The sequence below is a fragment of the Erwinia sp. 2186 genome (assembly GCF_057812255.1).
On sequence record NZ_CM173824.1, the window covers coordinates 1,872,702 to 1,897,676 of the forward strand.

Below are 24,975 nucleotides of genomic sequence, written 5' to 3' on the forward strand. Positions count from 1 at the left end.
TTTATCTTCGTCCTCGTCGCTGAGAAATGACTGGCTTTTTAGGTAACAAAGACCTGAGCCGATAACCATACAGTCCCACAACCAACCCGGAAATAATCAGCAGCAGTGCAAGAATCTTCAGCGACGAGATAGCTTCCCCAAATATCGCCATCGATCCCAGAATGCCGAACACAGGAACTAACAGCGACAAGGGGGCCACGGTAGAAATCGGGTATTGCTTCAGCAGGGAATTCCACACCCAATAGCCAAACAGCGTATTAGGATAAACCTGGAATAATATTGACAGCACAGCGCGATAATCAACGTGGCTGACGAGCGCAGTGTATCCGTTGCTACCGTTGACCAGCCAGTCCAGCAGGAAAAGGGGGATGGGTGAAAAGGCGCTCGACCAGACCAGGAAAGCAAAAATCTGTTTGGTCGCGGAACGCTTGATAATAATATTGGCGATGCTCCAGGCTATCGCGCCGGCCAGTACCAGCAGCGTCCCTGCGAACGTCACGGAACCATCAGTGATGAAAACAATACTCAGCAAACCCGTACAGGCGAGAGCGAAGCCCGCAATTTGATAGCGGGTGAGGCTTTCTTTAAACACCACACTTCCCAGTAAGATGGTAAAGAAGGCGCTGAATTGCAGCAGCAGTGAAGCTATTCCGGCAGAAAGCCCGGCTTTAATTCCCAGATTAACCAGTCCCCATAAACCGATCCCAAAAACCAGACCATAGCCGATGATATAGCGCCATGAGACATCCGGTTTTTTAATAAAGAATAATGCCGGCAAGGCGCACAGCGTGAAACGTATTCCTGCCAGAATAAAGGGATCGACCGAACTCAGTCCGATCTTAATCACTGAAAAGTTAATACCCCAGATGGCGGTTATCAGGATCGCGAGCAGCAGATGAGATAATTTCATGATTTAGGTATTCCTGACCATAAGATAAACGCACAGGCACTGACCAATGCACCCGCGATACAAACGGATGGCCATCCCCAGAGCGCATAGAGCTGAGTGGCGGCAATAGCGCCCACGGCGCTACCGACCGAATAAAAACACATATAAGCGGCCACAAGGCGGCTTGCCTCAGCGGGCCTGGCTGAAATGATGATGCTCTGATTAATCACATGTACCGTCTGTACCGCAAAGTCGAGCATGATGACGCCAATAATCAGCCATAACAGCGATGTTTCGGCCCAGGCGATGGGGAGCCATGAGAGTGTCAGCAAGGCCAGAGCGACGCCGCTGGCGCGTTGTCCCTTACCCTGGTCTGCCCACAACCCCGCTTTCGAGGCGGCCAGCGCGCCCGCAATACCCGCTAAACCAAACATGCCTATTTGCGTATGTGAAAGCGACATGGCACTGAGCGGCATAACCATGGTGGTCCACAGCATGCTGAAAGCCGCAAAGATAAGCAGCGCCAAAACGCCACGCGTCCTGAGTTGAGGTTCCGTCCTGTACAGGCGAAAGACAGACAGCATCAGAGCGGACCAGCGGGGTTTGGTCGCCGGCGGCGGGGAGGCTGGCATCACTTTCGCCAGCACGAATGCAATGAGCATCATCAGGCAGGCCGCGACCAGATACACCGCCCGCCAACCGGCAAGATCGGCAAGGGTTCCCGAGATAAAGCGGGCCAGCAGGATCCCCAACACAATGCCGCTGGTCACCTGACCTACCACCGCGCCACGTTTGTGGGGCGTTGCCAGTATTGCTGCCCAGGCAACCATCAGCTGAACCACGACCGCCATCAAGCCGATCAAAAGCATCGCACACAGCAGGATCGGCAGATTCTTAGCTAATCCGGCCGCGATCAGGGCCACTACTGAAAATCCCAGCAGGGTGATAACAAGGATTTTTCTGTTCAGCCGATCCCCAAGTGGAACCAGAAAGAGCAAGCCGGCCAGGTAGCCTGTCTGGGTGAGGGTGACGACGCTGCCAATCAGACCGGGTTCAACATTCAGGCTGCTTGCCATGGATTCAAGTAGGGGCTGGGCAGAATAGACATTTGCCACCGCCAGGGCGCAGGTGAGTGAGAACAAAAAGGTTATCCACGGTGAAATATCCCTGTCACCTGCGACAGATGTCTGTTTTACACCGTCAGAATGCGTCTCTGCCTTACCGTCCATACCACCCTCTCTGGTTTCTTTTTGAAACTACATTGCCAAGAACTTACCTGAGTGGTTTTTTTTTGCAACCTCTTTTCCGGGGAGGTATGCTGGAACCTGTTTTCGCAAACGAAGAGATAAAACGGATGGCAAAGCAGGAATCACTCCGGACCAGCGAATGTCCCGTTGCAAGGACCTTAGAGTCGATTGGTGAACGTTGGTGCCTGATGATTATTCGTGAGGCATTTGATGATGTGCGCCGTTTTAGTGAGTTTCAGAAGAATTTAGGGCTGGCCCGAAATATTCTGTCTTCGCGGTTGAAACAGCTGGTTGATATCGGGGTATTTGAGATCTGTCCGGCCTCAGACGGGAGCGCGTATTCAGAGTATGTTCTTACCGAGAAAGGGCGGAGTATTTTCCCCATCGTGGTGGCAATCCGCCAGTGGGGCGAGCGCAATCTGTTTGAGAAGGGCGAAATACATTCCGTCCTTGTTGATAACGTGCTTGGAGAACCGGTTCAGTCGCTGGAGGTTCGCTCATCTGACGGCAATAAACTGGCGCCTGGCGACTGCCATCGTCGACGGGTGAGGACAGGCGAGGAGGAAGCTCCTGTTTGAGATGATCTGCCCGCAAAATCGATGCTTACAGGCACTCATGCACCCTGGAGATCTCAGAAACTACGTGCATCGTTGCGACCTCGAGTGGTCCGTCATTACGGCATAAAACCCAGCCGTTATCTGCAACTTCTCGCTCGAACGCCTCGGTACACGCGACATGATCGTCCAGCTTGTGGATCACCGTACTGCTTAGCCCACGCGTTCTGGCTGCGGCCCTGGCCCATGAAATCTCCGGCGCTGTGACCACCCCGACATGCAGATCTGGCGTTCGCACGTTTCTCTCGAGGTTAAGCTGTAAAATCTCTGCAAAGGGAACCATCCGGCGAAACGCGGCATCCGACGGGTACCAGCGATCCATCAGGATGATGCTGCCCGCTGGCTGTTTAGTCAGCACATGCCGGGAGATCCATGCACGGCTATCAGCAAAGCGCTCACAAACTTCCCGTTCCAAATCCATGGCGGGATTTCTGGCAAACCTGTTTACCAGGGCCATGGTCTCTTTCCTCCAGGGATCGCTTTTTTTCTCGCACAGCCGGATCACCTTTTTGTTATCAGCCCTGAGTACTTGGGTAATGGCCTCCAACAGTGTGGTTTTACCGACCCCCTTGGGACCGTCCAGAGAGACAAACAGCGGATTATTCATAGTTGAAATGACGATGGGTAGGGGGTTTGTGTAAAAATTAAAACGGGTAAAAGCATCTTATTTCCATACCAAAGAGATTAGAGAAGTAGCAGCAGATTGCCGGTCTCGTAACAAATTTATCGTAATGAATCACCTATGCTGAGCTTCCACTCCTGTGCGGGTCCTGAACCTCTGTCGCCAGTTCCAGCGATGACAGGCCACTCAGGCATCGTTAGTTAACCCAGTCTTCTAAAACCAGACCGGGCACCCGCTAAAACTCTCTCGTATTGTTTGTCACCAGGATTGCACCGGCTGCGATGGCGCGGATTACGGTTTCCGGCTGCCCGCGCATAATGAACGAGCAGATATTGGTATCAAGCATATCGGTTTTGTTCGTGGTTGAAATCATCTTTCATCGATGACATCGTTCTCACGCTTGGCCATAAAGTCCTCATCAGCTTTCTCCTGCTGCGTAAACGAGCCCCAGGTCGGCCGGACGGGACGCAGGATAATGCTGTCGCCTTCGCGAACAATCTCCAGTTCGCTGACGCCCTCAAAATCCAGATCGCGCGGCAGAAGGATCGCGCGGTTAGTACCGTTTTTAAAAATAGAAACTGTCCGCATGGTTTTTCCTCTTTTATCGGGTCGGCAGGGTTGTTCCCTGTCAGGTGAAGAAATCAGCGACAGGATATAGTAAATATTTGCGCGAATAGATATAACAGACGCAAAGGACAACCTTACCGCTGAGGAAAACATGGCGCTATCCCATGAATTAATTCTGATTTATTCCACTTACTTTATCGCAACAGCCAGCCCCGGACCGAGCAACATGGCTATTATGGCTACGGCAATGAATAAGGGCCGTGGGGCGGCGTTGGCTCTGGCTGGTGGCGTGATAGGTGGGTCGATGATGTGGGCACTACTGGCGGCCTGCGGCGTGCTAACCGTGCTGTCGACCTTCGCGCAATTGCTGATCGTGTTAAAAATCGGCGGCGGTTTATACCTGTTATGGCTGGCGTTCAAGGCGAGTAAATCGGCACTTTCGCCTTCTGATCCCACGGTGTTCAGGACCCATGATAAAAGCGTCGCGTATGGCGAACTTTTCCGTCAGGGTATCCTGATGCACGTTGGCAATCCTAAAGCGATCCTCACCTGGGTGGCGATCATGTCTATAGCACTCAAACCAGGTGCGGCAGCTTATACTTTGCCCATGATCATCTTCGGCTGTGCAGCTATTTGCGTGGCGGTGTTCTGCGGTTACGCGCTGCTGTTCTCAACGGCATTAATGAGCGCATTTTATCGTCGTATCCGCCGCGGGCTTGATGCGTTGTTAGCCTGCTGCTTTGCTATTGCTGGCCTGAAGCTGGTTTTCAGTCGCAGCTAAAGGTAGCTCCCTATTTATTCATTACTCGCTCGGGCGTTTGCCACGTCGGCGGTCGGCACAGTGCAGTCATACGACCAGGGCAGAATTCCCCCCGTGGTTTATTCGGGGCCGTTTTGATTATTAAGGCCGTGCATCGCGTAAGCAGGACCGTATCCTGTGGATGACGGTGTCGGGATGACCCGCAACCGGACCGGACAGGGTGACAAACACCCAGTGACCGGCCTCTAGCCCGCTGGATATTGCCCTGAATTTTTCATCGTCTTCAGGGCGTGTCTGCGGGAATATCATCAGCGGCCGCTTTTCATCCTCTTCAAAATACCGCAGGATCCCAGCTAATTTTTGGTCTGCAGTTATGCCCTCCGGGGCACTGACCACAACGATCGCCGGTCCTTTTCTGATACAGAGATCGGCCACAGATCGGTCGTCCCTCAAGGCGGGCGAAGACAATTCACCGGCGGATGATAATATGAAAATATGGCTGTCCAGCGGACCCACCGTTACGTTTTGGCTGATCATGTCTGTTAACCTGTCTTCCCGTTTATTACCAGAGCAAGGTTTGCCTGGCATGTTGCGCTGTCTGATTTATTCCTGCCGTTAACTGTGAGCATGAATTGTTTCAATTTTATTACACGGCGATATAAAACGACTCCCTGCCGTATAAATTAAACTTAATAAATAAGAAGGGGTTTTTTATATATAAAATGCATGTTCTGTTTTTTCTTTTACATCACAGGGCAGCTTGAGACGAGCATTCGATAATAATCCATTAAATTCATTATCATGCGCTTTGTACAACAACATGCCCTTGCACAGAGTATGGGCTAGTGTGTTGATTATTAAGACGTAAACGCATTAGAACGGGCTAAGTAATAATCATCAGATAAATGAATTTAATCGTGCGGTATCCTGCGTTCGTATTTTTAACTCATCTTCAGTCAGAACGCACATTTTCGGTGATCCGGTGCGGTCGCGTTAAGGGTTTCTGTTCGATCCTGCTATATCCTATTTTTTCATGTTAGAATCCCCGATTATTCTCAATGGGGTAAATAATGATTCTGGATGAAGAAAAGGCCCGGGTGATTGCCTGCGAAATAGGGTACGCCGTGCTGAAAATTATAAAAAAAGGTGACGCTATCACCCAAGATAATATCTCATCTCTGCTGGAACATAAACGGGCTGAGGTTGACGACGTGTTGCATAAACTGTTGCTTAAGGGGACAGCGCAGTTGATCAGAAACGGTTTTGAAAATTAATGCCGGCATTTTTCCCGCCAGTCGTGATCTTCTGCCTGTAGGGCCCGGTTGTCGTTGATTCACTCTCCTGGTCTAGGGATATCCGCTTTTGAAACGAAGCGGACAGGCTACCGAGGCAGGATTTCCGCTATGAGTGAACAGCGGACGTAGTAACCGCGTTGATTGTAAGTGGGTCAGATATCGTTAGTTATGCTTCTGAGCATGTCCAAAATGAGCTTTGCTGCTGTACCTTCATGATCTAAATCTGGATCATAAATGGTCACTGTGATGCCACAGCAGCGCATATTTCTGAAAAGTTCGCGACAGACATTTACAAGTGTTTCAGAAGACAAACCGGGATTGCCGGGACAATCAACTGCAGACATTTCAGAACTGTCCAGGACATCCATATCAAGATGAATCCAGTAGGGCATTTCAGGAAAAAGGTTGAGCCGCTCGAATATCACATTGATGAGATGATGATCAGGCAACTTAAGCGCGTCAAAGATAGTTATACGTCGGATATCAGTGCCAACAATGTCAGGCCATTCATAATCTTCAAGGAGCGACTCACGCTCTCCCAGCTGAATCACTGCGTCATCCTGAATCAGTGATCCTTCGATACCGGGCCATGCAGTCAGCAATGGCTCTCCCCGACCGGTAACGAGTGCCAAATCCATTCCGGCCGCAGCGCCTGGTCGTGCTCCTGGTTCTCGCTTCCAGTTTCCGGGATGACGGAAATCGCTGTGGCCGTCAATATGCACAAGTGCAAGTTGCCCTAAATGACGCCTGCTGCCCAGTAAGGCTCCGGGCAGTATGGCGCAGTCGCCTCCGATAACAACGGGCTTTAAGTTGCGATGATGCGCCGCCTCAACTTCATCAGCCAATTGTAGATTAAGTTGTCTGAGCTTGTGACCGTTCAGGATATCAGTACCTGACTCACATTCAGGACTGTATTCAGGGCAGGGAACAGTAACAAAGTTACAAAAGGAAAATATTTTATCGAGTCCGTGGTGCATGAGAACTGCTGGCGCGCGGAATGTGCCCGGTATGTGCCCTTCATAAAGAGGGTTGAGACCAAGACTAGACGGCACAAGAATTATTTTTTCCATGAAAATCCTGATATTAACTGGTTTGAGCACCACAGAAACTAAGCTTTCTTACGAAACTGCTTTGTCGCCGAGATAAAATTCGAGGTGCTAACCTGTGCCAGAACGCACAAGGTTCGCTATAAGTGAGAGGCTGACATCCATATTTTAACGTTTATATCGCCGTTTCCACTCATCCACGACATCACCCAAATTCTTAGGGGTAGCATTACTTATCCATATCATAAATTCACGATTGAATCGGAAATTCTCTCCACACTCTTTGATCATAAAACGGCGAACGTTTTGTGTGTTTTTGTAATTTTTATCAGCGATGGTAGAACGTGTTAGTGATGAGCTATGCCAATCGGTTTCCATCTTTCCAGCTCCCGTAATGAGTGGTTTTAAATATAAATTAGTACTCCACTTTAGTCAGAGAAGCTGAAATTTCTCAAGGTCCGCTTTTGGCACAGAGTGGACCTGCGCACTGCACGATCCGCTTTGAGCGAAAAGCGGATGTGATGAAATGAACGCTTACGACCTTATTCGATCAGGATTTTTCACTCATCTCTGGCCAGCGTATTGCCTGCAGCATAGCCTTGCCTCTGCCGACCCAGCGTGATCCAGACCATTAGCGCGCAAATCAGCGTGACAGCAGCCAGAACGCTAAAAAGAAACGTATACGCAGTGTCATAACTGTCCTGAAGCAATAATCGTGAAATACCGGGTAACATCGCAGCGGCCTGCTCAGTACTGCCGCCACCCAGCCATGCGGCAGCCTGGTGAATGACCTCTGGCGCATACCCGTGAACGGTTTTTTTCAGATTCAAATCATTTATTTCTGTTAAAAATGCTGATGCCATCGCCAGAGCGATCCCTTCTCCGGCAACGCGAACGGTATTAAAGAGGCCTGCGGCCATGCCCGCTTTCTCCACAGATACAGCTGAAAGTGCCAGACCATCCATCAGTCCCCATGGAAGCGCAGCGCCGGTACCCGTCATAATCAGTGAAAGTACAAGAAAATTACTGCTGTTACCCGGTAGTGCGTATCCGAGGAAAAGCAGCCCGACTGATGCAATAATAAGTCCCGCAGCTGAAACGGCTCCCGGAGAAAACCACCGTGTCAGCAGTGCGGCAATGGACGGGAAAACCAGCATTGGAGACGTCAGCGCCATAAGATAAAAAGCACTCCGGGACTCACTCATCCCGTCACCGCCCATAAAATGCAGCGGAACAATAATCAGCAGTACAACATAGCAATAGCATGTTGCTATCGGCAGTAGTAGAACGCCGGCAAAGCGCGGGCGCAGCAGCAGAGAGATATCCAGAACAGGATTTTCAACCCCCAGACAACGCACTACAAACCCGCTGAAAAGCAGCATGGAGGAAATGAAAAGGGCGAGTGTGGGAAACGATAAAAACCCAAAGGCAGGTACAAGCATCACCGCTGATGTAAATAACATCAGGGCTGCAGTAAACATGATTAATCCTGTGCCGTCTGGTTTCTGATGTACGCTCTCCTCTGATGCTGGCAGAAACGTAGCACCGGTCAAAATTACAATGCCTGAAAGCAGAGCTAACATGACATATAACCATCTCCAGCCCAAAGCATCCGTAATGAAACCCATCAACACAGGGCCGAACGCCAGGCCCACGCCAAACATAGTGCCAAGTATGCTGAAGGCCCGTGTCCTGTCCGGACCTTCATAGAGACGGGCCAGTGCAGCGCTGCCGCTGGCCAATATCAAGGCCGCCGCAAGACCCTGCAGTGACCTGAACAACCCAGCCATAAAGATATCCTGTGTCAGGCAGATCATAACGCTGCTCAGGCAAAACAGGGCTGAACCTGCGGTAAAAATGCGCTTTCTGCCAGTAACATCCGCAGCAACACCAGCTGACAACAAAAAACTGCCGAAAGTCAGCATGAATCCATTCGTCAGCCATGACAGCGCGGCAGGCGAGCCGCCAAGAGCCTGTTGTATTGCCGGCGTGGAGATTACACCACCGGTAAAGCTTAACGGCAGCAATATCGCCGCCAGATAGACAGAAAAGGCTGCCAAATTCCTGGCATATGGACTGGGTGTTCTGGCTGAAGTTGCCATTGGGTGACCTTATGTTTCCGAAAAGCGGATGGGTTAACAAACTTCAGCAATGTTATTGCAGACATTAGAGTGAATAAATACACTGCAGATCTCTTCTTAACGGACATTAAGTTTATAATCAATGGACAGTCTGACCTCTCTTACTTCGTTTGTGCGGACAGCGGAGACGCTGAGTTTTGTACAGGCCGCAAGGTTGCTTGGGATTTCTGCCTCAGCGGTCGGGAAGAATGTCGCCAGACTTGAGCACAAACTGGGCGTACGTCTCTTAAACCGCAGCACCAGAAACGTGAGTCTGACAGCGGAAGGGGCTGCTTTATTAATCCGGTGCCAGCATATCCTTGAGCAATTACAGGAGGCGGAGTCAGAACTGACGAGCAGCTTAGCGCAGCCTGCCGGGAAGCTCAGGGTTTCACTTCCTGTCATTGGTTACAGGTTGATCCTTCCTCTTCTGCCGGAGTTTTCCCGCCGTTATCCTCATGTAGAACTCGATCTCGATTTCAGCGACCGACTGGTAAACATCATTGATGAAGGATTTGATGTGGCCATACGAAGCGGTGAACTGACGGACTCCCGACTGAAATCTAAAAAGGTTGGTGATTTTCGTTTTGTGCTCTGCGCCAGCCCTGACTATTTGAATGAGTATGGCGTACCCGGCTCGCCAGCGGATTTAACGATGCACAGGTGCATTTCTTTTCGTTTTCCTTCAACGGGGCTGCTCCAACCCTGGGAACTGCGCGGTATGTGCCCGGGTGCTGACTCGAGGACAGTCTCTTTTCTGACCGTAAATAATATAGAGGCTTCTGTTCGCCTGAGCCTGTCAGGTATGGGGATTTGCTATGTACCCGGTTTTGTCGTTCGCGAATCTTTGAACACGGGGCAACTGAAAGAGGTATTGCCAGGTAGCTGTACCAGGCAGGGGTTTTTCTCGGCACTCTGGCCGGCCAGCCGGTATCTCTCACCGAGAATACGCTGCTTTGTCGATTTTATTGGTGAGTCCGGCCTGTCTCTGTAATCTGTACCAGGCAGTTAGTGCATGGCAGAAAACCATATGGCGTTCATTGTTCCAAAGACTGAATTCAGTCAGTGCAAGTCGATAGGGTGGTAAGCAACCACAGGCCTGACCTCTACTTCAGGATAAAATGTAAAGTGTCCGCTAAAACTCATTAACTATTTCTGTCCGAACACCGGGTTCATTAGCAGTGCCCTGAACACTGGAGTGTTTGAACTTGCGCCATCAGAATAGATCAATGCAAATCGATGTGCGTGGCAGAGCTGTTAATAATATCTGTAGCGAGTTTGTTTAGGGTGAGTTTAACCTGGATGGTGAGAGGGATAACTTATTTAAGGTAAATCAGTAATTTCAAATGATATACAACCTGTTTTCAGTAACATCCATGATTATCTGGCAGGTGGAGTGTAAGTCCATGCTGTCATGTGAACTTTATGCATTCAACATTCAGATGAGTTTGTAATTAAAACTGCGCACAGGGGTGTCGGAAGACATCGGAATTCCGACACGCTGGACTCACCTGTTTCCATATGTCTGGCCGAAAAATGAGACCATTAGTTCCTTTCTTTAACGGTCCATCAGTCTCGATACTGATTGAAACCATATGCATCAATCCCAGTAAACCAGATAAGCAAGTGCGGCAGCTGAACAGAAAGCATAGGGGCTTAAAAGCAAAACATCTGAATAAGGCGTTTCACATATCCTGATAACAGGCCATGCCAGTACAACCAGCCACATGAAGAGCGCAGAGCACACGATAAAAAAGCTCCCCTTCAGGGCAGCGTCAGGATAAAATCGCTTTGAAATCATCGCTAATGGCATGCCGATTATTAAAGAACCCATCGTGGTGCCAATAATACTCATCATAACGATGAAAAAATAAGTAAAAATGAGACCCACTACGGGTGTACTGCTTTTTTCCCAGGAAAGATAGGTTAAAACCAGTAATGAACCCACGACACTACTAAATATTGCTGATATCACCGATCCCCTAATCCAGTTGTCGTCAATAATGTTCGTCATAATTTTCTCAATGTCTGAGCAGTTATATTGATGCAGCGTACCCGCTTAAATTTTCGGCACGAGGCTTGATAGCAAAACAGGCTTCCGGCACAGCGTCTTCGTATCGACCTGTGACGGGCGGCCGGGCAATAAGGACATTAAGACCAGCTGTCAGGGTATTTTAGCGCCAGGCCAGTGAGCGTCTCGCATCCTTAAGGCTGAATCGCCTTACCCTTCTGATCAAGCAGATCCGTCAGGATTGCTGTGCCATCGCTTCCCACCCGAAATGCCCCGTAACGTGCCTGCGCGAAACGCTCGCCATGACCTTCCTGAAAGAACCAGGCGTTAGTGCCGACGGTCAACGAGCCATAATGTTGATGGTATTTCACCCGCAGCTGATTTGGCTGCAGAGGTTCACCCTGATCAAAACGGGCCTGAATCGCATGACGCTGCGCATCGAGGTCAACAATCAGGGTTCCGTTGGTTGGCAAGCATGGCGCTGACAGGGTCGCACCGCAGGCTTCAGCCTGCTGATATAACGTCAGTTCCAGAGGGCGGGTGAGGGCATAATTCAGCGCCATGTAATCACCCTGCATCAGGGATCGCGGGTCAACCGGCGCAAGGGGTAAAATCATGACCGCGCCTTGCTTTAGCAACTGCTCTTTTTGCCAGATGCTGACATTGACGGCTATCAGCGCCAGCGCTATCACAGCGCCAGTCAGCCATCGGCTCTGTTTATGCATTCTCACTGGCACCTCCGATCTGTGCGGGTAATACTTTTGTGACTCCCCATGACAGCCCCAGCAAAACCAGACCGCTGACCAGCAGCAGCAGGGATTTCTGCAGCAGAATTACCTCCAGGAAGTAATACCAGCCAATGACATACAGCACCATGAAACCGCCACTGACTACCAGCAACCCCAGACTTCCCTGATGACGTGCCATCAGAATTAACCACAATCCCAGCCCAATACCCGGTGCATAGAGGGCGGCAGCCCCGCAGATAAGCGCGGCGGGCTGCGTGATAATCGAAAACAGGAGCTGGCTGTGCCTTTTCTGACTGAGCACACTCAGCACTAAGCCTGCCGCGATCCCTGTGCCTGTCGCAGACTCAAGCGTGGAAAATTGCGATTCTGACCAGAAGGAATCCGTGAGATACGCCGCGTTTATCCCGAGGAAACTCAGCAAAATCAGACCACACGGGATGCCATATAGCAGTGGATGTACCGCGTCAGTATACGGCCCTGCCTGTAGCCTCAACTGATGACTGACAGTCCACATCCACAAAAATACGACCGCCGCCACCAGTGTGGAAACAGCCAGGCGCCCCCCCATCGGGGACAGGTGGATCCGGGCCAGAGAATGGCCCGCCAGCACCAGGAAAAAGGTCAGGGCAGTGATGGCCATAAAACGGTAAGTGCGGTCGGGCATAGCCACCGCCATCGCGGCCAGAATTGGCAATGCAGACAGTGAACTCAGCATAATAAAGCTAACGTCATTGCTCTGGATATGCAGCACAACGCCGGATATCAGCCCGCACGTTGCCGCAATCGCCCATGCCAGCCCGAGGTGATGTTTACCGTCACGCTGACTGCTTAACAGGCCACGCGCAATAGCGGCGAGCAGCAGCGAAGGAATAATAAGGGTGGCAGCATTCGGATCCTCAAGCAGTTCAGTGGCATAGAGCATCAGTATCATCAGTAACAGAATGATGATTGCTGCGAGCCAGCCTCCGACGCTTAGCGCCAGCCTCAGATACCAGGGCAGGTCGGATGCGTGACCGCGTTGCTTAATTTCCTCAACCTGTGAGGCGCTCAGCAAACCCTGCTGACGTAAAGTGTCTGTCAGTAAGGTCAGCCTCGCCGGAACCAGATCGATTGGCCCCTTTTCAACCATTTTGCGTTGCCACTTCAGCAGAATTGAACCATTTACCGCTACCCAGAATGCTATCAGAGAGCCGGTCAAAAACAGATCACCCGTATCGTAGGCTAAAAGAAATAACTGCATAATTAGCGCACAGCCAACAACGGTCAGGCTGGCGATGCCCAGCGTCAACATGCAGAGATCCTGATAGCGGTAACGGTACAGGTAATAACCTGCCAGCAGGGTGATCACCCAACCGCCCGTGATATAAGGAAGGCGGATACCGCCGCCCCAGTCAGTGAGGCTCCCGGTCACGATGGCGGTCAGCAGCAGCAGTAAAAATCCCGCCATGACCCGCGAGAACCAGCGGCTTGCCAGCCAGCTCTCGGGATGATGCGTTATCGCGCGCCAGGCCAGCGCCTCCCTGACAATCAGGCAGGCTGCCAGCAACGACAGATACCCGCAGAGCACAGCGGTCGGGAGCCTGGTTAAACTGTCAGACACGGCGAGATCCAGCAGTGACGACGGCAGGGTGTTGTAATAGAGCTGGAACGCCAGGTTAGCGACCAGCCAGCTGCTAAACCACAGGCTGTTTTGCCGGGCAATCAGCGCCAGTGGCAGAAGAACGTATAACCAGGCCCGGAATAGCTCCCAGCTGTCAGCGCCGGTCTGATAAATCTGTCCATACAGCGCAAACAGGGCGCCGAAGCTTAACCCTGTCGCCAGTAATGCGTTGCGTGCCAGCGTGCTGTACCAGCGCCACCAGACAGTCACCGCCAGCGCGACGATCAACAGCTCGGCCAGGGCAAATTTCACCATTTTCGGCAACCAGGCCCAGTTCCAGGCAACAAAGAACACCGCTCCGGCAACCAGTGACAGTAATCCCAGACAGGAAAGAACCGGGATAAGAAACTGACGCCACTGAGCATCTGACGGTCTGATTCCACAGAAAGCAAAGATACGCTGGCAGGCCTCCGGGGTCAGGCTTCCTCCTTTCAGCAGGCGTGCGATCTGGCGACAAAGATACTCTGCCGTCCTTGACGGCATCCCGGTGATGCCATCGGGTGCAAGCTCCCTCATACTTTCCCTGCCTCTGTTTGCGGTATGACTTTGATGATGAAGTTAAACGACAATTTTGCAAAAGATGACAACAGACAACGATGACTGAATAAATTTATCTGAAAGGCGGGTACGCCAGGAGCGATATATAAACACTTACTGGTTTTACTCACCAATAAATACAAATACTGCCCAATTATGGCTGTTAAGGTGAACCCGTCGCCAGCTTCCCATATCCAGACAACATTGCCGTTGCTTCATCCATCCGTTGACGATCAAGTTTATAGAATACCCAGTTCTTGATACGTTTCGATGTCACAATTCCGGCCTTAGCAAGAATTTGCAGATGGCCTGTCACGGTGGGCTGACTCAAACCAATTTTTTCGGTGATAAAGCCGACACACACACCATCCTTAATCAGATCACCGTCCTGCTGCACCGGAAAATGTGATTCTGGATCGGACAGCCATTTAACAATCACGAGCCGATGCTCATTACCAAGGGCACGAAAAAAATCGGCCATTGATGTCTTTGAATTGTGCATATAGCCAATCACCTATATAGTAATTTTCTTATATAACTTTAGGGGCATACTATGACAAACCACAGAGAAAGGCTAACAGACAGTGTCACGCTGAAAGATATTTATGCAGCTTCCGGGCGAATTAAATCAACGGTATGCAAAACTCCGCTGGAGCTTTCGCACCCGCTGTCTGCTCTTGTTGGGACGCAGGTCAGGCTCAAGATGGAAAATCTTCAGCACACTGGTAGCTTTAAGCTGAGAGGTGCTGCAAACGTTCTTGCCAGTCTTAATGCAGACCAGCGACGTGTTGGCGTCATCGCCCCGACGGCAGGGAATCATGGTTTAGGGCTTGCCTGTGCGGGACATGCAGCTGGCATACCCGTATCCATATTCTTACCGTTTTCAGCAGACCCGATTAAGGTTTCTGCAATGAAAAATTATGGTGCTCAGGTTACGTTTTTTGACAACATTGAAGATGCAAGGCAGGAAGCCATTGTCGCAACACAACAGTCCGGTGCAACGTTCGTCTCAGCCTATAATAATCAGCAGATGATTGCCGGAGGCGGCACCGTCGGCCTGGAAATCATGGAAGACTGGCCAGACGCTGACGTTATTCTCGTGAACATTGGCGGCGGCGGGCTGGCCTCCGGTATCGCAACAGCCATCAAGGGCATAAACCCTGAAGCCGAAGTGTGGGCTGTGCAAAGTGAAGCAAGCCCGACGTTTGCGCGCTGGAAAGATGCTGGTGAGGCGATCCCAGTGGAAATATCGTCGTCAATCGCTGAAGGCATAAGTGGCTATATAGAGCCTGAAGCGATAACCTGGCCACTTATACGCGATCGCGTCGATCGTGTTCTTCTGGTTTCAGAAGCCGAAATCAAAGCAGCGATGCTGTTAATGCTTAATCTGCACAGCCATGTTGTAGAGCCTTCAGGCGTACCCGCAGTTGCGGCAGCCCTTCGTTATGCAAAAGAACTGAGCGGGCGTAAAGTTGTCTGCGTGGTGAGCGGTAGAAACATATCGGGCCCCCGCTATCTCAAGCTGGTTAATGAGGCGTCGCTATGAAGAACCACAGCGGAGTTAAGGGCGGCTGAGCTCTTATTGTGCAACGTTCTGATCTTAACGGCTTCATTCATTACTCAGGCTTTGAGCTGGGGTAATAAAAAACAGATTAACGGCACGATATCAAATTGGAGAAACATCGCAGCGTGTAATCCATTGCAATTTTCATAAATGTCCGCTTCTGGCACACAGCGGACCTCTGGTTAGGAAAGCTCCGCTATGAGCGAGGAGCCGACTAACGTTTATCACTGTCGGTGAAGAACGGTAACTGGCACATTCCAAAGCCCTTGTATCCCTCCCTCAATGATTTTATCTTTAATGATTAACCCTTCTGTCAGATGCCCCGGTTTATCAGGGATAAATAACAAGGACTTAACTCATGCCTGCCGCATATATTCGTGCCACCATCGGAGGGGTTGTTTTATTGATGTCAGTCTTGGTCACAGCGTCCGCAACGCAGTCTATGTCGACACCTTCAGAGCATTCTAATTCGCAGCGTATCTCTGTACAGACGCAAGGCTCTGGACCGGATGTCATATTGATTCCGGGGCTGGCGTCGTCCCGCGAAGTTTGGGCCGATTTAGCATCAACTTTACGTATGAGCCACCGTATTCATCTTGTTGAGCTTGCGGGCTTTGCAAGTACGCCTGCTATTTCCAATCCAGAGGGAAAGGTCGTCGCTCCGGCAGTAGAGGCCATCGCCGATTACATTCAAACCCAGCACCTCAAAGCACCGGCGATCGTTGGCCATTCTCTTGGCGGGGAGATTGCATTGATGCTGGGGGCCCGTCATCCCGACCAGGTCGGTCGTTTGATGATCGTCGATGCCTTGCCATTCTATACATTGATGATTGACCCTGCGGCGACCACCGAAACTGCTGTCCGGCACGCCACAACTACGCGGGATTGGCTACTGGGGCAGTCGCCGGAGCAAATCAAAGAGTCTCAGAGAACATCCATCATCCGATTGGTTAAGACCGAGGCAGCACGGCCAGCTTTAGTGGCTGCGGGGATCAATTCCGATCGCAAAACGGTTGCGGATGCCGTGTATGAATTGATGATTACCGATCTGCGTCCCGAACTCGCCCGCATCAAAGCGCCGATAGAAATCGTCTACGCGTATGACCCCTTATTCGGGATCCCTGCGGCCAGTGTGGATGCAATGTACCGTCAAGCCTATGCTTCTGCACCCGATATCCATTTCACGCGGATCGATGACAGTTTTCACTTTGTCATGCTTGATCAGCCAGAACGGTTTTCCAGCGCGGTAGAGTCTTTCTTAAATCAATAAAGGATGCTGATGCACATCAAGCTGACGATGGAGCAGTATCTGTTGTCCGTCACTCGCACAAGCCCCGATCCATCATTAGGACAGATGTCTGCGCTTCCACTCGTCTACCACGTCCCCCAATGTTTTGGCATCTTCATTACGTATCCACATCATAAATTCCCGATTGAATCGAAAGTCTTCCCCACACTCTTTAACCATAAAACGACGAACGTTCTGGGTATTTTTGTAGTTTTTATCGACGAGTGTGGTTCGTGTCAGTATTGCGCTATGCCAATCGATTTTCAACTCACTTATCCCCCGTCAACGTCTTTTGCTCAGGTTGAAGTGATTTAAACACGTGCCTGCTGAATATTAGCCAGATGCAAAGGGCGCAGAGCGCGATGGCCGCCAAAATAAGATAAGCGAAGCTCCATGAGGTATGGCTGACGATGGTGCCAGCCAACGCCGGGCTGAGTGAGGCGCCCAGTCCCTGCAGTAACATTACGAGCCCAAGCGCGGCGTTGATATGCCCTGAGCCATTAAACAGTGCGGCAATCAGTCCGGGGACGGACACGCCCAAAATACCGGCAGCGACACCGTCCAGCGCCTGCACGGGAAATAAAACGAATTCATTGCTCCAGAACGACGCAATTGCTGCCCGAAAAGGCAACACGAGCAGCGCAATCACGATAAGCCTGGCGTAGCCATACTGTGAGGCGTACCTCGCCGTAAGCAGTGCCACGGGGATCATCACCGCCTGAGAAATCGCGACCGTGAGAGCGGCATAGGTGCCAGGCGTGAACAGAGAACCTGCGGGAGAAGAGGCGGCCTGCATGCTTAACATCGGCAGCTGTGCCGCATTGGCCAGGTGGAACAGGAGCAGGGTTATCCCCGTTACCGCCAGTTCAGGTCGCTTGAGCAATGCCAGAACTGAGACAGAAACGGCAGGGCCTTCGTGCTTTTCAATCCCTCGCGCCACATCATGATCGATATCGTTTTTATTGATCGCTAATGTGCAGACCACGGCGCAAACCGCCATGGTAGTCATCAGTAAAAATACCGACCCGGTGCCCCAGATCCAGCAGGTGAACGCCGCCAGCACCGCAACCGCCATATTGCCGCTGTGGTTGAAGGCTTCGTTTCGGCCCATCTGTGACAAAAACCCTTTCTGACCGGTGATGCCTAAGGTGATACCGGCAATGGTGGGCGCGACGATTGCTGCCGCGATACCGGTAATAATTTGCGATAAAATCACCACGGCGGACGTCGGGAAAAACCAGAGGGCCAGCGCGCTCAAGGTAATGAGCAGGGAGGCAGTGATAATTAACAGACGTTTATAACGGGTGGCATCGACGATCATCCCCGCGGGGAACGTGGCCAACAGTCCCGCCAGACCGCCCAGCGTCATCACCAGACCAATTTCTTCCGCCCGCCAGTGATGGGACACCAGAAAGATGCCTAAAAACGGCCCAAGTCCGTCGCGGACATCAGCGATAAAGAAGTTGAGCAGACAGAGAACCTGCAGTGAACGTAATCTCATCAACACCCGCCCCGGAAAGTTTTATCATCATGAAAATACCCGGGCGCGCTGGCCTGGGTTGATGTGTTTGTCTGACGACGACATACAGATTGGAGGGAAGGGCGTGCAAGGTCAAGGGAGCCACTTTAGTGGCTCCAGTCATTAACCCTTATCAATCGGTATCCAGGGAGAGTGAGGAAGATAATTCACGTAAGGCATTCGCTTGATCTTTCAGGGCTTTAGCTTTAGTTTCAAACGTTTCGAATGCGTCAGCTCCGGCAGCAAAACGCGCCGGTGGGTGTTCAAGCTTAGCAAGCTGAATGAGTGCTTCAGCCAGTTTTTGCGGATCGCCTCCCTGCTTTCCGTCCATGCCCTGCCACGCTGTTTTTGCCGCCCGGGTATCGTCGGCGTAATCATTGATGGAGAGTTCGGCATAGTGAGTTGAATCATGGGATAACAGCTCTGTACGGAAGAATCCGGGTTCAACTAACATGCTATTAATGCCAAATTTTTTCACTTCCAATGCCAATGATTCCATCCAGCCTTCAACACCAAATTTAGCGGCGCAATAGGCACTGCAAAAAGCGATACCGCCACCATTTTGTGAATTAATTGTGCGTAAGGCTTAGTGGCTGCAAAACAACGGGAAAGTATTCTCATGAGCTCGCTTAATGTGTGATTGCGTGAAGCGAACAGAGATCGGTAGCAGGTCTGCTAAGAGCGTGGAGCGGACGCTGGCCTTTTGTATATGTACGATCGAGTATTCGTGAAATATTGTCAGTTACGATTTAGCAGCAAAAATCATCCTGGCGCTCTTTCCGTCATTCGGCAAAAATATGCCACTGAGTAATTTACTGAGCAGGCCTGGAATGATTCTAAACTCAATGATGTGGCTGGCATCAACACTGCTGTTTTTCGCCTGGATCTTTGGTATCACACTGAAGAATACTTTCCGCACCAATGCGAAGCATTTCATCATCCTTCTCGTCGTACACCTTACGCTTAGCTTTGCTGCGATTGCGCTTAAAAAACATGGCGTCGTCGTCTTGCACAAGGGCGACAGTCCATGGCTGCGCCTGAGCCTAGGGCTTCTGGCAAAAAGCTATATGGCATTAGTGATGATCATGATGACCAGTTTTATGATTGCACTAGCCAGCAGAGGCGCGCAACAGATGACGCACTTTCATAAAACTCACAATGCGGCCAACCTGCACCGTAACCCGCTGAAATTTTACCTGCGGCAGGAAAACGCCATTGTCTGGGTCTATCGCCTGTTATTTCTCGCGGGTGGCGTTTATATCCTGTGGGCCATATGGTTTCGGTTGCCGTTTTAGGGGATGGATGAATACGTATACCCAAGCCAAAACTCTGTGTTTACCTGCTTCACTGATAGCCCCCAGCGGGATGGAAGTATGTGTCACTCGGCTGCATTGCGGATTGAGAGATCTGTTAGCGGAATTTGGGGGTCTTACTAAGACCCGAGTGTGCGAGCCCCCAAATAGCGTGGCGGTCCATGGAAAAAATACGGATTCATGCGGACAGGTTGAAGGTCGCCGGAAAATCGCTGAGGGAGAAGTTAATCTAAGAATAACATGGAGTTGTGGAAGAATACGGAAGATTATGGACACAAATAAGGCCACCTGACGGTGGCCTGTTTCTGAATCAATGGTACCCGGGGCTGAACTTGAACCCGCACAGCCATAAGCCGAGGGGCATCAAATCCGATGCTGATTCACTATACAAAACAGCATGGTTAACAGACTGCTTTGATCAATGTGTCGACATTCATGAGTCCTATCGTCTCTCTCTAACACTCTTTTGCCCGGACACTCAATCGGCATCATATTGTGTTCTGGATGCACGGAAATCTTCGGCTGATGTGATAATCCACGTCCATAATGGCAGCATTTTCAACAGCATTTCCTTTCCCGTTGCTGTAATTGTATAAACAACATGAGGCAGTTTTTCCTCATAATCAAAACGGGAAATTAACCCGTCCCGTTCCAGGTGGCGCAATGTTCGCGTCAGCATTCTTTGCGTGACTCCCGTGAGGGTGCGGCGTATTTCGCCATAGCGAAGCGGCCCATGAGTACCGAGAATATGCAGCACGCCCAGCGACCAACGATTACCTGCATGTGCCAGGATCTCACGCTTTAATCCCTCATCATCGTTGCTTAACTCCGCACAAAATTCTTTGGAAAATTGCAAAAGCGCTTCCCGTTCAGACTCCATATCCCCTCCGGTATCATGCGTGTGCCTAATTGAACCAGCCAATCTCAGCTGTCAGGATGACGTTTTTAAGTGACAGGAAGCAACAATGAAAGTTGAAAAAAAACCGATTGAAACGTTACTTGTACTGGGTGCGGGAGAGCTTGGGATTCAGGTGCTAAGAGCGTTGGCTAATAAAACGCAAGAACACAGACATCTGAAAATCAGCGTGCTACTCAGAAGCGAAGCCGCTCATGCTGTTTCTGGGTCACGAAAGGCACGGCTGGATGAGCTGATGAAACTCGGCATCAGTGTAGTCGAGGGCGATCTGCACCAAAACAGTATTGACGAGCTGAGTGAGATATTTGGCTCTTTCGAGGCCGTCATCAACTGCAGCGGTTTTGTCGGCGGCCCGGGCACGCAGATAAAGATTACGCAGGCGGTATTAAAAGCGGCCGTAGCCCGTTACTTCCCATGGCAGTTCGGTGTTGATTATGACGTTATCGGTAAAGGCAGCGGGCAACAAGTGTGGGATGAACAGCTTAATGTTCGCCACCTTTTGCGTGCGCAGAACGCGACAGAGTGGGTCATTGTCTCTACGGGTATTTTTACCAGCTACCTGTTCGAACCCGGCTTTGGTGTCGTTGATGCACACAGTAAAATCGTTTATGGCCTGGGTAACTGGGATCATGCAGTGACCTTAACCACACCTGAAGATATTGGTCGACTGACGGCAGATATTTTCTTGTGTCAGCCTGCTTACCGTAATGAGGTTGTCTTTATCGCCGGGGATACGCTGACTTATCGCGAGCTTGCTGACGTCATGCATGCCCACTGGGGCAGTGAAGTAACCAGAATATTACTGGACGGGCAAAAGCTTGAGGATGACGTGCTGCAGAATTCGCAAGATGTCGGGGCTAAATACCGGCTTGCTTTTGCACGGCCTGACGGTGTGGCCTGGCATAAAGAAAATACCTTCAATCACCGTCAGGGAATTGCCACGACAACGGCCGAACAATGGCTTGCAAAACAGCAAAGCCTCTAGCGTTATGGTGTGGAAGAGATCGCTAGAAGCGATAAGCGGCGGTTTATCTCATAAGGATATATTCAAGCCCCGGAATACCGTCGCTGCTAATAGCCCGTCGCTCAGATTTCAAGCGCAGCCACAATGACGGATTCCATTTTCTCGGGTTTGGTGAACGGGGCGAAACGCTTGAGCGGTTTGCCGTCGCGTCCAATCAGGAACTTGGTGAAATTCCACTTAATTCGTCCACCCAACCCCCCAGACGACGCCCTAAAGCCCAACACTCTCCTGGCATGCATTCGGCGATGTGTCCAAAGCCTGCATGGGCAGGGTAACGGGAGAAATTACACTCGATGCAGGAAATGAAAGGGACGATCGTATCGACGTTACCATTCCGGTTGCTTCTCTTGAGGCTTCCAATGCCTTGATAACTTATCAGTTGAAAAGCCGTCCCTTTTTTGATGCAGAAAGCTATCTGAACATAGCTTTCACCAGTAGTCGTGTTGTGGCATTGGGAAATGGACATTTTCGGTTGTTTGGACGTCTGCAAATCAAGAACGTCACACGCCCGGTGATCCTTAATGCCTCACTGGATGCGAAAATTGGTGAGCTCTCTGGTACTAAGAACATTGTGCTGCATGCCTCAACAGCAATTTCGCGTGCAGCATTCAATATGGACAGCTTTGCCACACTTGTTGATGACACCGTAACGATTAATATTGAAATTCAGGCTCGCCCGAATAAAGGCGCTTAAATGATACGGGGAGCGAGATATTCATCATCGGCGGCCTATAAAATCTGCACAGGTAGCCGAAGTTGTGGGAGTCTTTCCACAAAGTCAGCGGTGTAACAGGCATTATGGTGTGCGACCTGAAGCTTATTTCGTGGGGACCGGATTGCTATGAGTTGATCAGGCTGATGTATAAAAAACGATAATGTTTTGACTGCTATTGATTGATGTGATTTTATATGAAAAGCGTATTTTATGACCCCATTTATTTCCTGTGCCTGATATCCAATAAATAATAAGCGAAGGTTAGAAAATGATTAAGTCAGTTAAGCCGACAACAACAGTCACCACCACCGGAACTTTCGGCGGCGTTGGCGTATCTGTGACTGGCTCCTGACAAAACAGCGCCTCACTCCCCGCCCAACCGGACGGGGAAGTAAATCTCTCCGTTCATAACGTTTTGAATGGAGACACATCATGATTTCATCTGAGAATGCACTTTTAGTTATCGATATGCAGCAGGGGCTTTTCCATGGCCCTGTAACTCCGCATTCCGCAGACACTGTTCTGTCGAATATTTGTCTGCTGATTGCAAAGGCGAGGCAGGCTCAGGTGCCCGTCTTTTTTGCCCGCCACACCGGACCTGATGACTCCCCCTTTTCAAAGCAAAGTCCGTTAACACTACTGATACCCGAAATGGACGTGAACGCTGAGCGGGATATCGTTTTTATTAAAAAGTACCCCAGCTGTTTCCGCGACACCGACCTGAACTTACAGCTCGTTCAGCGGGGTGTGAAGCAACTGGTTATCGCCGGGATGAAAACAGAATTTTGTGTAGACACTACCTGTAGGGCTGCGAAGGAACTGGAATTCAGGACCGTGCTGATTTCAGATGCGCATACAACAATGGATAACGAACATTTGTCAGCAAATCAGATCGTTGACCATCACAATGTAACGCTTGCCGGGCCCTTCGTGACGCTTTCGAGCGCCGCTGACTGGAGCTTTGCTTCTAATAAATGAGTTTGAACAGAGAGCCCTCCGCAGGGCAGTCTACAACGCTACTTTGTACGTTAGCGTCGCGGTTCCACATCAGGTATAGCGATCGACTGCCATTTCTGCGCAACCAAATTCCGGCAGTCAGGGTGTCAATTTCTTGAAGTTGGGAGTTTTGAAGGCGTGTCTGTCTTTGGCACAAAGCGGTCATTAAATAGAGCGAAAAGGGGGGAGGGAATCTTACATTTTTTTTCAGGCCAGCCGTCGGGTTAAGCTGGCCTTTGTTTGAAAGACTGTTACGGGGGAAGGGGTCAGGTCAGCGCGACCCTCACCTTTAATCCAATAACGAGCGTGGCAAAAAACATTATGCAACCCGCAGTAATGAAAACACCTGTAACGCCGCTGATGCCGAAGAGTAATCCTCCCAATGCAGCGCCCGCAGCAATTGAGGACTGAACGGCTGCGACTACCATGCCGCCAGCGGTTTCAGCCTGATCGGGAACGGAACGCGCTACCCAGTTTGACCACGCCACGGGCACACCACCAAATGCCATCCCCCACAACGCGACGAACAACATCAATCCTTTTTCATCTAGTGGCAGCAATATCATGCTTAATGCCGCGAAACCGACAAGCGCTGGCATGATTATCAGGGTAAGACGCAGGCTTCTCTCCATCATCCATCCGGCCAGCAGCGTACCGATAAAATTTGCAATGCCAAATCCAAGCAGTACCAAAGACAAACGATCCACATCAAGTTGGGCAATATTTTCAAGAGCCGGACGAATATAGGTAAACAGCGCATACTGACCCGTATGGGCAATTACACACCCCGTCATTCCCATCGCAATGCCTGGGCGGCGGAGTAAATCCATGACAGATGCCGTTATCATCCCTCTACGCGGTGCCATTCCGGGAAGGGTAAACAGCTGAAAGATCAGTGTCAGCACACCGACCGCGGTCGCAGCGATAAAAGCACTACGCCAGCCATAAAGCCCCCCTAAATAGCTGCCGAGCGGGATCGAAACGACGGTTCCGACAGCAATACCGCTAAAAATAATGGAGAGAGCACGCGGGACGCTTTTCGCAGGGACCAGCCGCATAGCGACGGCAGCAGCCATACTCCAGAAGCCTCCCAGCGCGATGCCCAGCAAAATGCGCATGACTAAAAGAACAGCCAGATTGGATGAAAGAGCTACGAGCAGGTTGGAGGCAATCATTAGCACCGTAAAACCAAGCAAAACGTTTCGGCGATCATAATTACGCGTCAGGCGGGGAACCATCAGACCAGCAAACAGGGCCACTACCGCCGTTACCGTTACAGCCTGGCCAGCAAGCGCTTCGGTCACACCGAGATCGGCAGCCATGGGTGTCAACAGACTGGCAGGAAGATATTCTGCTGTCAGCAAGCCAAACACGCCCATAGTCAGTGAAATTACAGCCATCCATGCGGATTCTTTGGGTTCCGAACTGTTCAAACTCGCGGATACGGCTTCAGTAGATTCATTTCTCATAACACACTCTTCCTGGTGAAAAAATTACAACGCCAAGTCTAGAGTTGAGTGGCT

General features: G+C 50.7%; 27 protein-coding genes and 1 pseudogene. 10 read left to right on the forward strand and 18 right to left on the reverse strand.

The genetic code is table 11. The features are described 5' to 3' along the window. Position 1 precedes the first annotated feature (1 nt). On the reverse strand, positions 2-910 hold the full coding sequence (locus ACXKZG_RS08545; RefSeq protein WP_488876015.1) for an EamA family transporter: 909 nt from the start codon (positions 908-910) through the stop codon (positions 2-4). Then, positions 907-2,118 carry an MFS transporter gene (locus tag ACXKZG_RS08550; RefSeq protein WP_488876016.1) on the reverse strand — a complete coding sequence of 404 codons (1,212 nt, stop codon included), beginning with the start codon at positions 2,116-2,118 and terminating at the stop codon, positions 907-909. The genes ACXKZG_RS08545 and ACXKZG_RS08550 overlap by 4 nt, the downstream gene beginning before the upstream one ends. A 125-nt stretch (positions 2,119-2,243) precedes the next feature. On the opposite strand from ACXKZG_RS08550, the gene ACXKZG_RS08555 reads away from it, so the two are divergent. After that, positions 2,244-2,714, forward strand: a complete 471-nt coding sequence (locus ACXKZG_RS08555) for a winged helix-turn-helix transcriptional regulator (protein WP_488876241.1) — start codon at positions 2,244-2,246, stop codon at positions 2,712-2,714. A gap of 25 nt (positions 2,715-2,739) precedes the next feature. Here the strand turns inward: ACXKZG_RS08555 and ACXKZG_RS08560 are convergent, their stop codons facing one another. Beyond that, complete coding sequence (locus ACXKZG_RS08560) at positions 2,740-3,357, reverse strand: dTMP kinase (RefSeq protein WP_488876017.1); 618 nt, start codon at positions 3,355-3,357, stop codon at positions 2,740-2,742. 384 nt (positions 3,358-3,741) lie between these two features. After that, positions 3,742-3,960: a type II toxin-antitoxin system VapB family antitoxin gene (gene vapB / locus ACXKZG_RS08565; RefSeq protein WP_346566714.1), complete on the reverse strand. Its 219-nt coding sequence runs from the start codon at positions 3,958-3,960 to the stop codon at positions 3,742-3,744. A 130-nt stretch (positions 3,961-4,090) separates the two neighbouring features. Here vapB and ACXKZG_RS08570 point away from each other — a divergent pair, with 130 nt between their 5' ends. Then, positions 4,091-4,720 carry a LysE family translocator gene (locus ACXKZG_RS08570; protein ID WP_053142314.1) on the forward strand — a complete coding sequence of 210 codons (630 nt, stop codon included), beginning with the start codon at positions 4,091-4,093 and terminating at the stop codon, positions 4,718-4,720. A 120-nt stretch (positions 4,721-4,840) separates the two neighbouring features. Here the strand turns inward: ACXKZG_RS08570 and ACXKZG_RS08575 are convergent, their stop codons facing one another. After that, entirely contained in the window at positions 4,841-5,236 is a 396-nt protein-coding gene (locus tag ACXKZG_RS08575) for a hypothetical protein (RefSeq protein ID WP_488876018.1), read from the reverse strand. A gap of 533 nt (positions 5,237-5,769) precedes the next feature. Here ACXKZG_RS08575 and ACXKZG_RS08580 point away from each other — a divergent pair. After that, a complete protein-coding gene (locus ACXKZG_RS08580; RefSeq protein ID WP_013202751.1) occupies positions 5,770-5,973 on the forward strand; it encodes a hypothetical protein in 204 nt (67 codons plus the stop codon). 173 nt (positions 5,974-6,146) lie between these two features. On the opposite strand, the gene ACXKZG_RS08585 is transcribed toward ACXKZG_RS08580, so the two are convergent. The 3 genes from ACXKZG_RS08585 to ACXKZG_RS08595 form a co-directional block, all read right to left on the reverse strand. Next, positions 6,147-7,064, reverse strand: a complete 918-nt coding sequence (locus ACXKZG_RS08585) for an arginase family protein (protein WP_013202750.1) — start codon at positions 7,062-7,064, stop codon at positions 6,147-6,149. 144 nt (positions 7,065-7,208) lie between these two features. Next, positions 7,209-7,418, reverse strand: coding sequence for a DUF6434 domain-containing protein (locus tag ACXKZG_RS08590; RefSeq protein WP_071822121.1), 210 nt, complete (start codon positions 7,416-7,418; stop codon positions 7,209-7,211). Between the two features lie 182 nt (positions 7,419-7,600). Continuing rightward, on the reverse strand, positions 7,601-9,142 hold the full coding sequence (locus ACXKZG_RS08595) for an MFS transporter (protein WP_488876019.1): 1,542 nt from the start codon (positions 9,140-9,142) through the stop codon (positions 7,601-7,603). 121 nt (positions 9,143-9,263) lie between these two features. Here ACXKZG_RS08595 and ACXKZG_RS08600 point away from each other — a divergent pair, with 121 nt between their 5' ends. Next, a complete protein-coding gene (locus tag ACXKZG_RS08600) occupies positions 9,264-10,154 on the forward strand; it encodes a LysR family transcriptional regulator (protein WP_488876020.1) in 891 nt (296 codons plus the stop codon). A gap of 606 nt (positions 10,155-10,760) precedes the next feature. Here the strand turns inward: ACXKZG_RS08600 and ACXKZG_RS08605 are convergent. The 4 genes from ACXKZG_RS08605 to ACXKZG_RS08620 form a co-directional block, all read right to left on the reverse strand. Further along, complete coding sequence (locus tag ACXKZG_RS08605; protein ID WP_488876021.1) at positions 10,761-11,174, reverse strand: hypothetical protein; 414 nt, start codon at positions 11,172-11,174, stop codon at positions 10,761-10,763. 191 nt (positions 11,175-11,365) lie between these two features. Continuing rightward, complete coding sequence (locus ACXKZG_RS08610; RefSeq protein WP_488876022.1) at positions 11,366-11,896, reverse strand: GDYXXLXY domain-containing protein; 531 nt, start codon at positions 11,894-11,896, stop codon at positions 11,366-11,368. Beyond that, positions 11,889-14,096 (reverse strand): DUF4401 domain-containing protein, encoded by a 2,208-nt coding sequence (locus ACXKZG_RS08615; protein WP_488876023.1) that lies wholly within the window; start codon positions 14,094-14,096, stop codon positions 11,889-11,891. Before ACXKZG_RS08615 ends, ACXKZG_RS08610 begins: the two co-directional genes overlap by 8 nt. Positions 14,097-14,280: 184 nt before the next feature. Beyond that, positions 14,281-14,619, reverse strand: coding sequence for an ArsR/SmtB family transcription factor (locus ACXKZG_RS08620; protein WP_488876024.1), 339 nt, complete (start codon positions 14,617-14,619; stop codon positions 14,281-14,283). A gap of 51 nt (positions 14,620-14,670) precedes the next feature. Between ACXKZG_RS08620 and ACXKZG_RS08625 the strand changes: the two genes are divergently transcribed. Together ACXKZG_RS08625 and ACXKZG_RS08630 are read left to right on the forward strand one after the other, a co-directional pair. Further along, complete coding sequence (locus ACXKZG_RS08625; RefSeq protein WP_488876025.1) at positions 14,671-15,663, forward strand: threonine ammonia-lyase; 993 nt, start codon at positions 14,671-14,673, stop codon at positions 15,661-15,663. Between the two features lie 376 nt (positions 15,664-16,039). Continuing rightward, the gene (locus ACXKZG_RS08630; protein ID WP_488876026.1) at positions 16,040-16,951 is read left to right on the forward strand and encodes an alpha/beta fold hydrolase; all 912 of its coding nucleotides are present in this window, start codon (positions 16,040-16,042) and stop codon (positions 16,949-16,951) included. Positions 16,952-17,026: 75 nt separating this feature from the next. On the opposite strand, the gene ACXKZG_RS08635 is transcribed toward ACXKZG_RS08630, so the two are convergent. From ACXKZG_RS08635 to ACXKZG_RS08645, 3 genes are all read right to left on the reverse strand, one after another. Next, positions 17,027-17,236 carry a DUF6434 domain-containing protein gene (locus tag ACXKZG_RS08635; RefSeq protein ID WP_488876027.1) on the reverse strand — a complete coding sequence of 70 codons (210 nt, stop codon included), beginning with the start codon at positions 17,234-17,236 and terminating at the stop codon, positions 17,027-17,029. Between the two features lies 1 nt (position 17,237). After that, positions 17,238-18,470, reverse strand: a complete 1,233-nt coding sequence (locus ACXKZG_RS08640; protein WP_488876028.1) for an MFS transporter — start codon at positions 18,468-18,470, stop codon at positions 17,238-17,240. A 151-nt stretch (positions 18,471-18,621) separates the two neighbouring features. Then, on the reverse strand, positions 18,622-19,062 hold the full coding sequence (locus tag ACXKZG_RS08645) for an SDR family NAD(P)-dependent oxidoreductase (protein ID WP_488876242.1): 441 nt from the start codon (positions 19,060-19,062) through the stop codon (positions 18,622-18,624). Between the two features lie 271 nt (positions 19,063-19,333). Here ACXKZG_RS08645 and ACXKZG_RS08650 point away from each other — a divergent pair, with 271 nt between their 5' ends. Further along, positions 19,334-19,783, forward strand: coding sequence for a hypothetical protein (locus ACXKZG_RS08650; RefSeq protein WP_488876029.1), 450 nt, complete (start codon positions 19,334-19,336; stop codon positions 19,781-19,783). A gap of 496 nt (positions 19,784-20,279) precedes the next feature. On the opposite strand, the gene ACXKZG_RS08655 is transcribed toward ACXKZG_RS08650, so the two are convergent. Next, the gene (locus ACXKZG_RS08655; protein ID WP_488876030.1) at positions 20,280-20,681 is read right to left on the reverse strand and encodes a winged helix-turn-helix transcriptional regulator; all 402 of its coding nucleotides are present in this window, start codon (positions 20,679-20,681) and stop codon (positions 20,280-20,282) included. A gap of 85 nt (positions 20,682-20,766) precedes the next feature. Here ACXKZG_RS08655 and ACXKZG_RS08660 point away from each other — a divergent pair, with 85 nt between their 5' ends. Next, complete coding sequence (locus tag ACXKZG_RS08660; protein ID WP_488876031.1) at positions 20,767-21,702, forward strand: aromatic alcohol reductase; 936 nt, start codon at positions 20,767-20,769, stop codon at positions 21,700-21,702. A 101-nt stretch (positions 21,703-21,803) separates the two neighbouring features. Here ACXKZG_RS08660 and ACXKZG_RS08665 read toward each other — a convergent pair. Then, positions 21,804-21,941, reverse strand: a pseudogene (locus ACXKZG_RS08665) (glutathione peroxidase); the annotation flags it as partial. A 47-nt stretch (positions 21,942-21,988) separates the two neighbouring features. On the opposite strand from ACXKZG_RS08665, the gene ACXKZG_RS08670 reads away from it, so the two are divergent. Continuing rightward, positions 21,989-22,435 carry a YceI family protein gene (locus ACXKZG_RS08670; protein ID WP_488876032.1) on the forward strand — a complete coding sequence of 149 codons (447 nt, stop codon included), beginning with the start codon at positions 21,989-21,991 and terminating at the stop codon, positions 22,433-22,435. 453 nt (positions 22,436-22,888) lie between these two features. Continuing rightward, positions 22,889-23,434: a cysteine hydrolase family protein gene (locus tag ACXKZG_RS08675; RefSeq protein ID WP_134824430.1), complete on the forward strand. Its 546-nt coding sequence runs from the start codon at positions 22,889-22,891 to the stop codon at positions 23,432-23,434. Positions 23,435-23,718: 284 nt separating this feature from the next. Here ACXKZG_RS08675 and ACXKZG_RS08680 read toward each other — a convergent pair whose 3' ends face one another. Then, entirely contained in the window at positions 23,719-24,921 is a 1,203-nt protein-coding gene (locus ACXKZG_RS08680) for an MFS transporter (RefSeq protein ID WP_488876033.1), read from the reverse strand. Between the last annotated feature and the right edge of the window lie 54 nt (positions 24,922-24,975).

Excerpts from the sequence above, each read along its gene's own strand:
- ACXKZG_RS08545 (WP_488876015.1), bottom strand. The coding sequence starts at position 910 with ATGAAATTATCTCATCTGCTGCTCGCGATCCTGATAACCGCCATCTGG.
- ACXKZG_RS08550 (WP_488876016.1), bottom strand. The coding sequence starts at position 2,118 with ATGGACGGTAAGGCAGAGACGCATTCTGACGGTGTAAAACAGACATCT.
- ACXKZG_RS08555 (WP_488876241.1), top strand. The coding sequence starts at position 2,244 with ATGGCAAAGCAGGAATCACTCCGGACCAGCGAATGTCCCGTTGCAAGG.
- ACXKZG_RS08560 (WP_488876017.1), bottom strand. The coding sequence starts at position 3,357 with ATGAATAATCCGCTGTTTGTCTCTCTGGACGGTCCCAAGGGGGTCGGT.
- vapB (WP_346566714.1), bottom strand. The coding sequence starts at position 3,960 with ATGCGGACAGTTTCTATTTTTAAAAACGGTACTAACCGCGCGATCCTT.
- ACXKZG_RS08570 (WP_053142314.1), top strand. The coding sequence starts at position 4,091 with ATGGCGCTATCCCATGAATTAATTCTGATTTATTCCACTTACTTTATC.
- ACXKZG_RS08575 (WP_488876018.1), bottom strand. The coding sequence starts at position 5,236 with ATGATCAGCCAAAACGTAACGGTGGGTCCGCTGGACAGCCATATTTTC.
- ACXKZG_RS08580 (WP_013202751.1), top strand. The coding sequence starts at position 5,770 with ATGATTCTGGATGAAGAAAAGGCCCGGGTGATTGCCTGCGAAATAGGG.
- ACXKZG_RS08585 (WP_013202750.1), bottom strand. The coding sequence starts at position 7,064 with ATGGAAAAAATAATTCTTGTGCCGTCTAGTCTTGGTCTCAACCCTCTT.
- ACXKZG_RS08590 (WP_071822121.1), bottom strand. The coding sequence starts at position 7,418 with ATGGAAACCGATTGGCATAGCTCATCACTAACACGTTCTACCATCGCT.
- ACXKZG_RS08595 (WP_488876019.1), bottom strand. The coding sequence starts at position 9,142 with ATGGCAACTTCAGCCAGAACACCCAGTCCATATGCCAGGAATTTGGCA.
- ACXKZG_RS08600 (WP_488876020.1), top strand. The coding sequence starts at position 9,264 with ATGGACAGTCTGACCTCTCTTACTTCGTTTGTGCGGACAGCGGAGACG.
- ACXKZG_RS08605 (WP_488876021.1), bottom strand. The coding sequence starts at position 11,174 with ATGACGAACATTATTGACGACAACTGGATTAGGGGATCGGTGATATCA.
- ACXKZG_RS08610 (WP_488876022.1), bottom strand. The coding sequence starts at position 11,896 with ATGCATAAACAGAGCCGATGGCTGACTGGCGCTGTGATAGCGCTGGCG.
- ACXKZG_RS08615 (WP_488876023.1), bottom strand. The coding sequence starts at position 14,096 with ATGAGGGAGCTTGCACCCGATGGCATCACCGGGATGCCGTCAAGGACG.
- ACXKZG_RS08620 (WP_488876024.1), bottom strand. The coding sequence starts at position 14,619 with ATGCACAATTCAAAGACATCAATGGCCGATTTTTTTCGTGCCCTTGGT.
- ACXKZG_RS08625 (WP_488876025.1), top strand. The coding sequence starts at position 14,671 with ATGACAAACCACAGAGAAAGGCTAACAGACAGTGTCACGCTGAAAGAT.
- ACXKZG_RS08630 (WP_488876026.1), top strand. The coding sequence starts at position 16,040 with ATGCCTGCCGCATATATTCGTGCCACCATCGGAGGGGTTGTTTTATTG.
- ACXKZG_RS08640 (WP_488876028.1), bottom strand. The coding sequence starts at position 18,470 with ATGAGATTACGTTCACTGCAGGTTCTCTGTCTGCTCAACTTCTTTATC.
- ACXKZG_RS08650 (WP_488876029.1), top strand. The coding sequence starts at position 19,334 with ATGATGTGGCTGGCATCAACACTGCTGTTTTTCGCCTGGATCTTTGGT.
- ACXKZG_RS08655 (WP_488876030.1), bottom strand. The coding sequence starts at position 20,681 with ATGGAGTCTGAACGGGAAGCGCTTTTGCAATTTTCCAAAGAATTTTGT.
- ACXKZG_RS08660 (WP_488876031.1), top strand. The coding sequence starts at position 20,767 with ATGAAAGTTGAAAAAAAACCGATTGAAACGTTACTTGTACTGGGTGCG.
- ACXKZG_RS08675 (WP_134824430.1), top strand. The coding sequence starts at position 22,889 with ATGATTTCATCTGAGAATGCACTTTTAGTTATCGATATGCAGCAGGGG.
- ACXKZG_RS08680 (WP_488876033.1), bottom strand. The coding sequence starts at position 24,921 with ATGAGAAATGAATCTACTGAAGCCGTATCCGCGAGTTTGAACAGTTCG.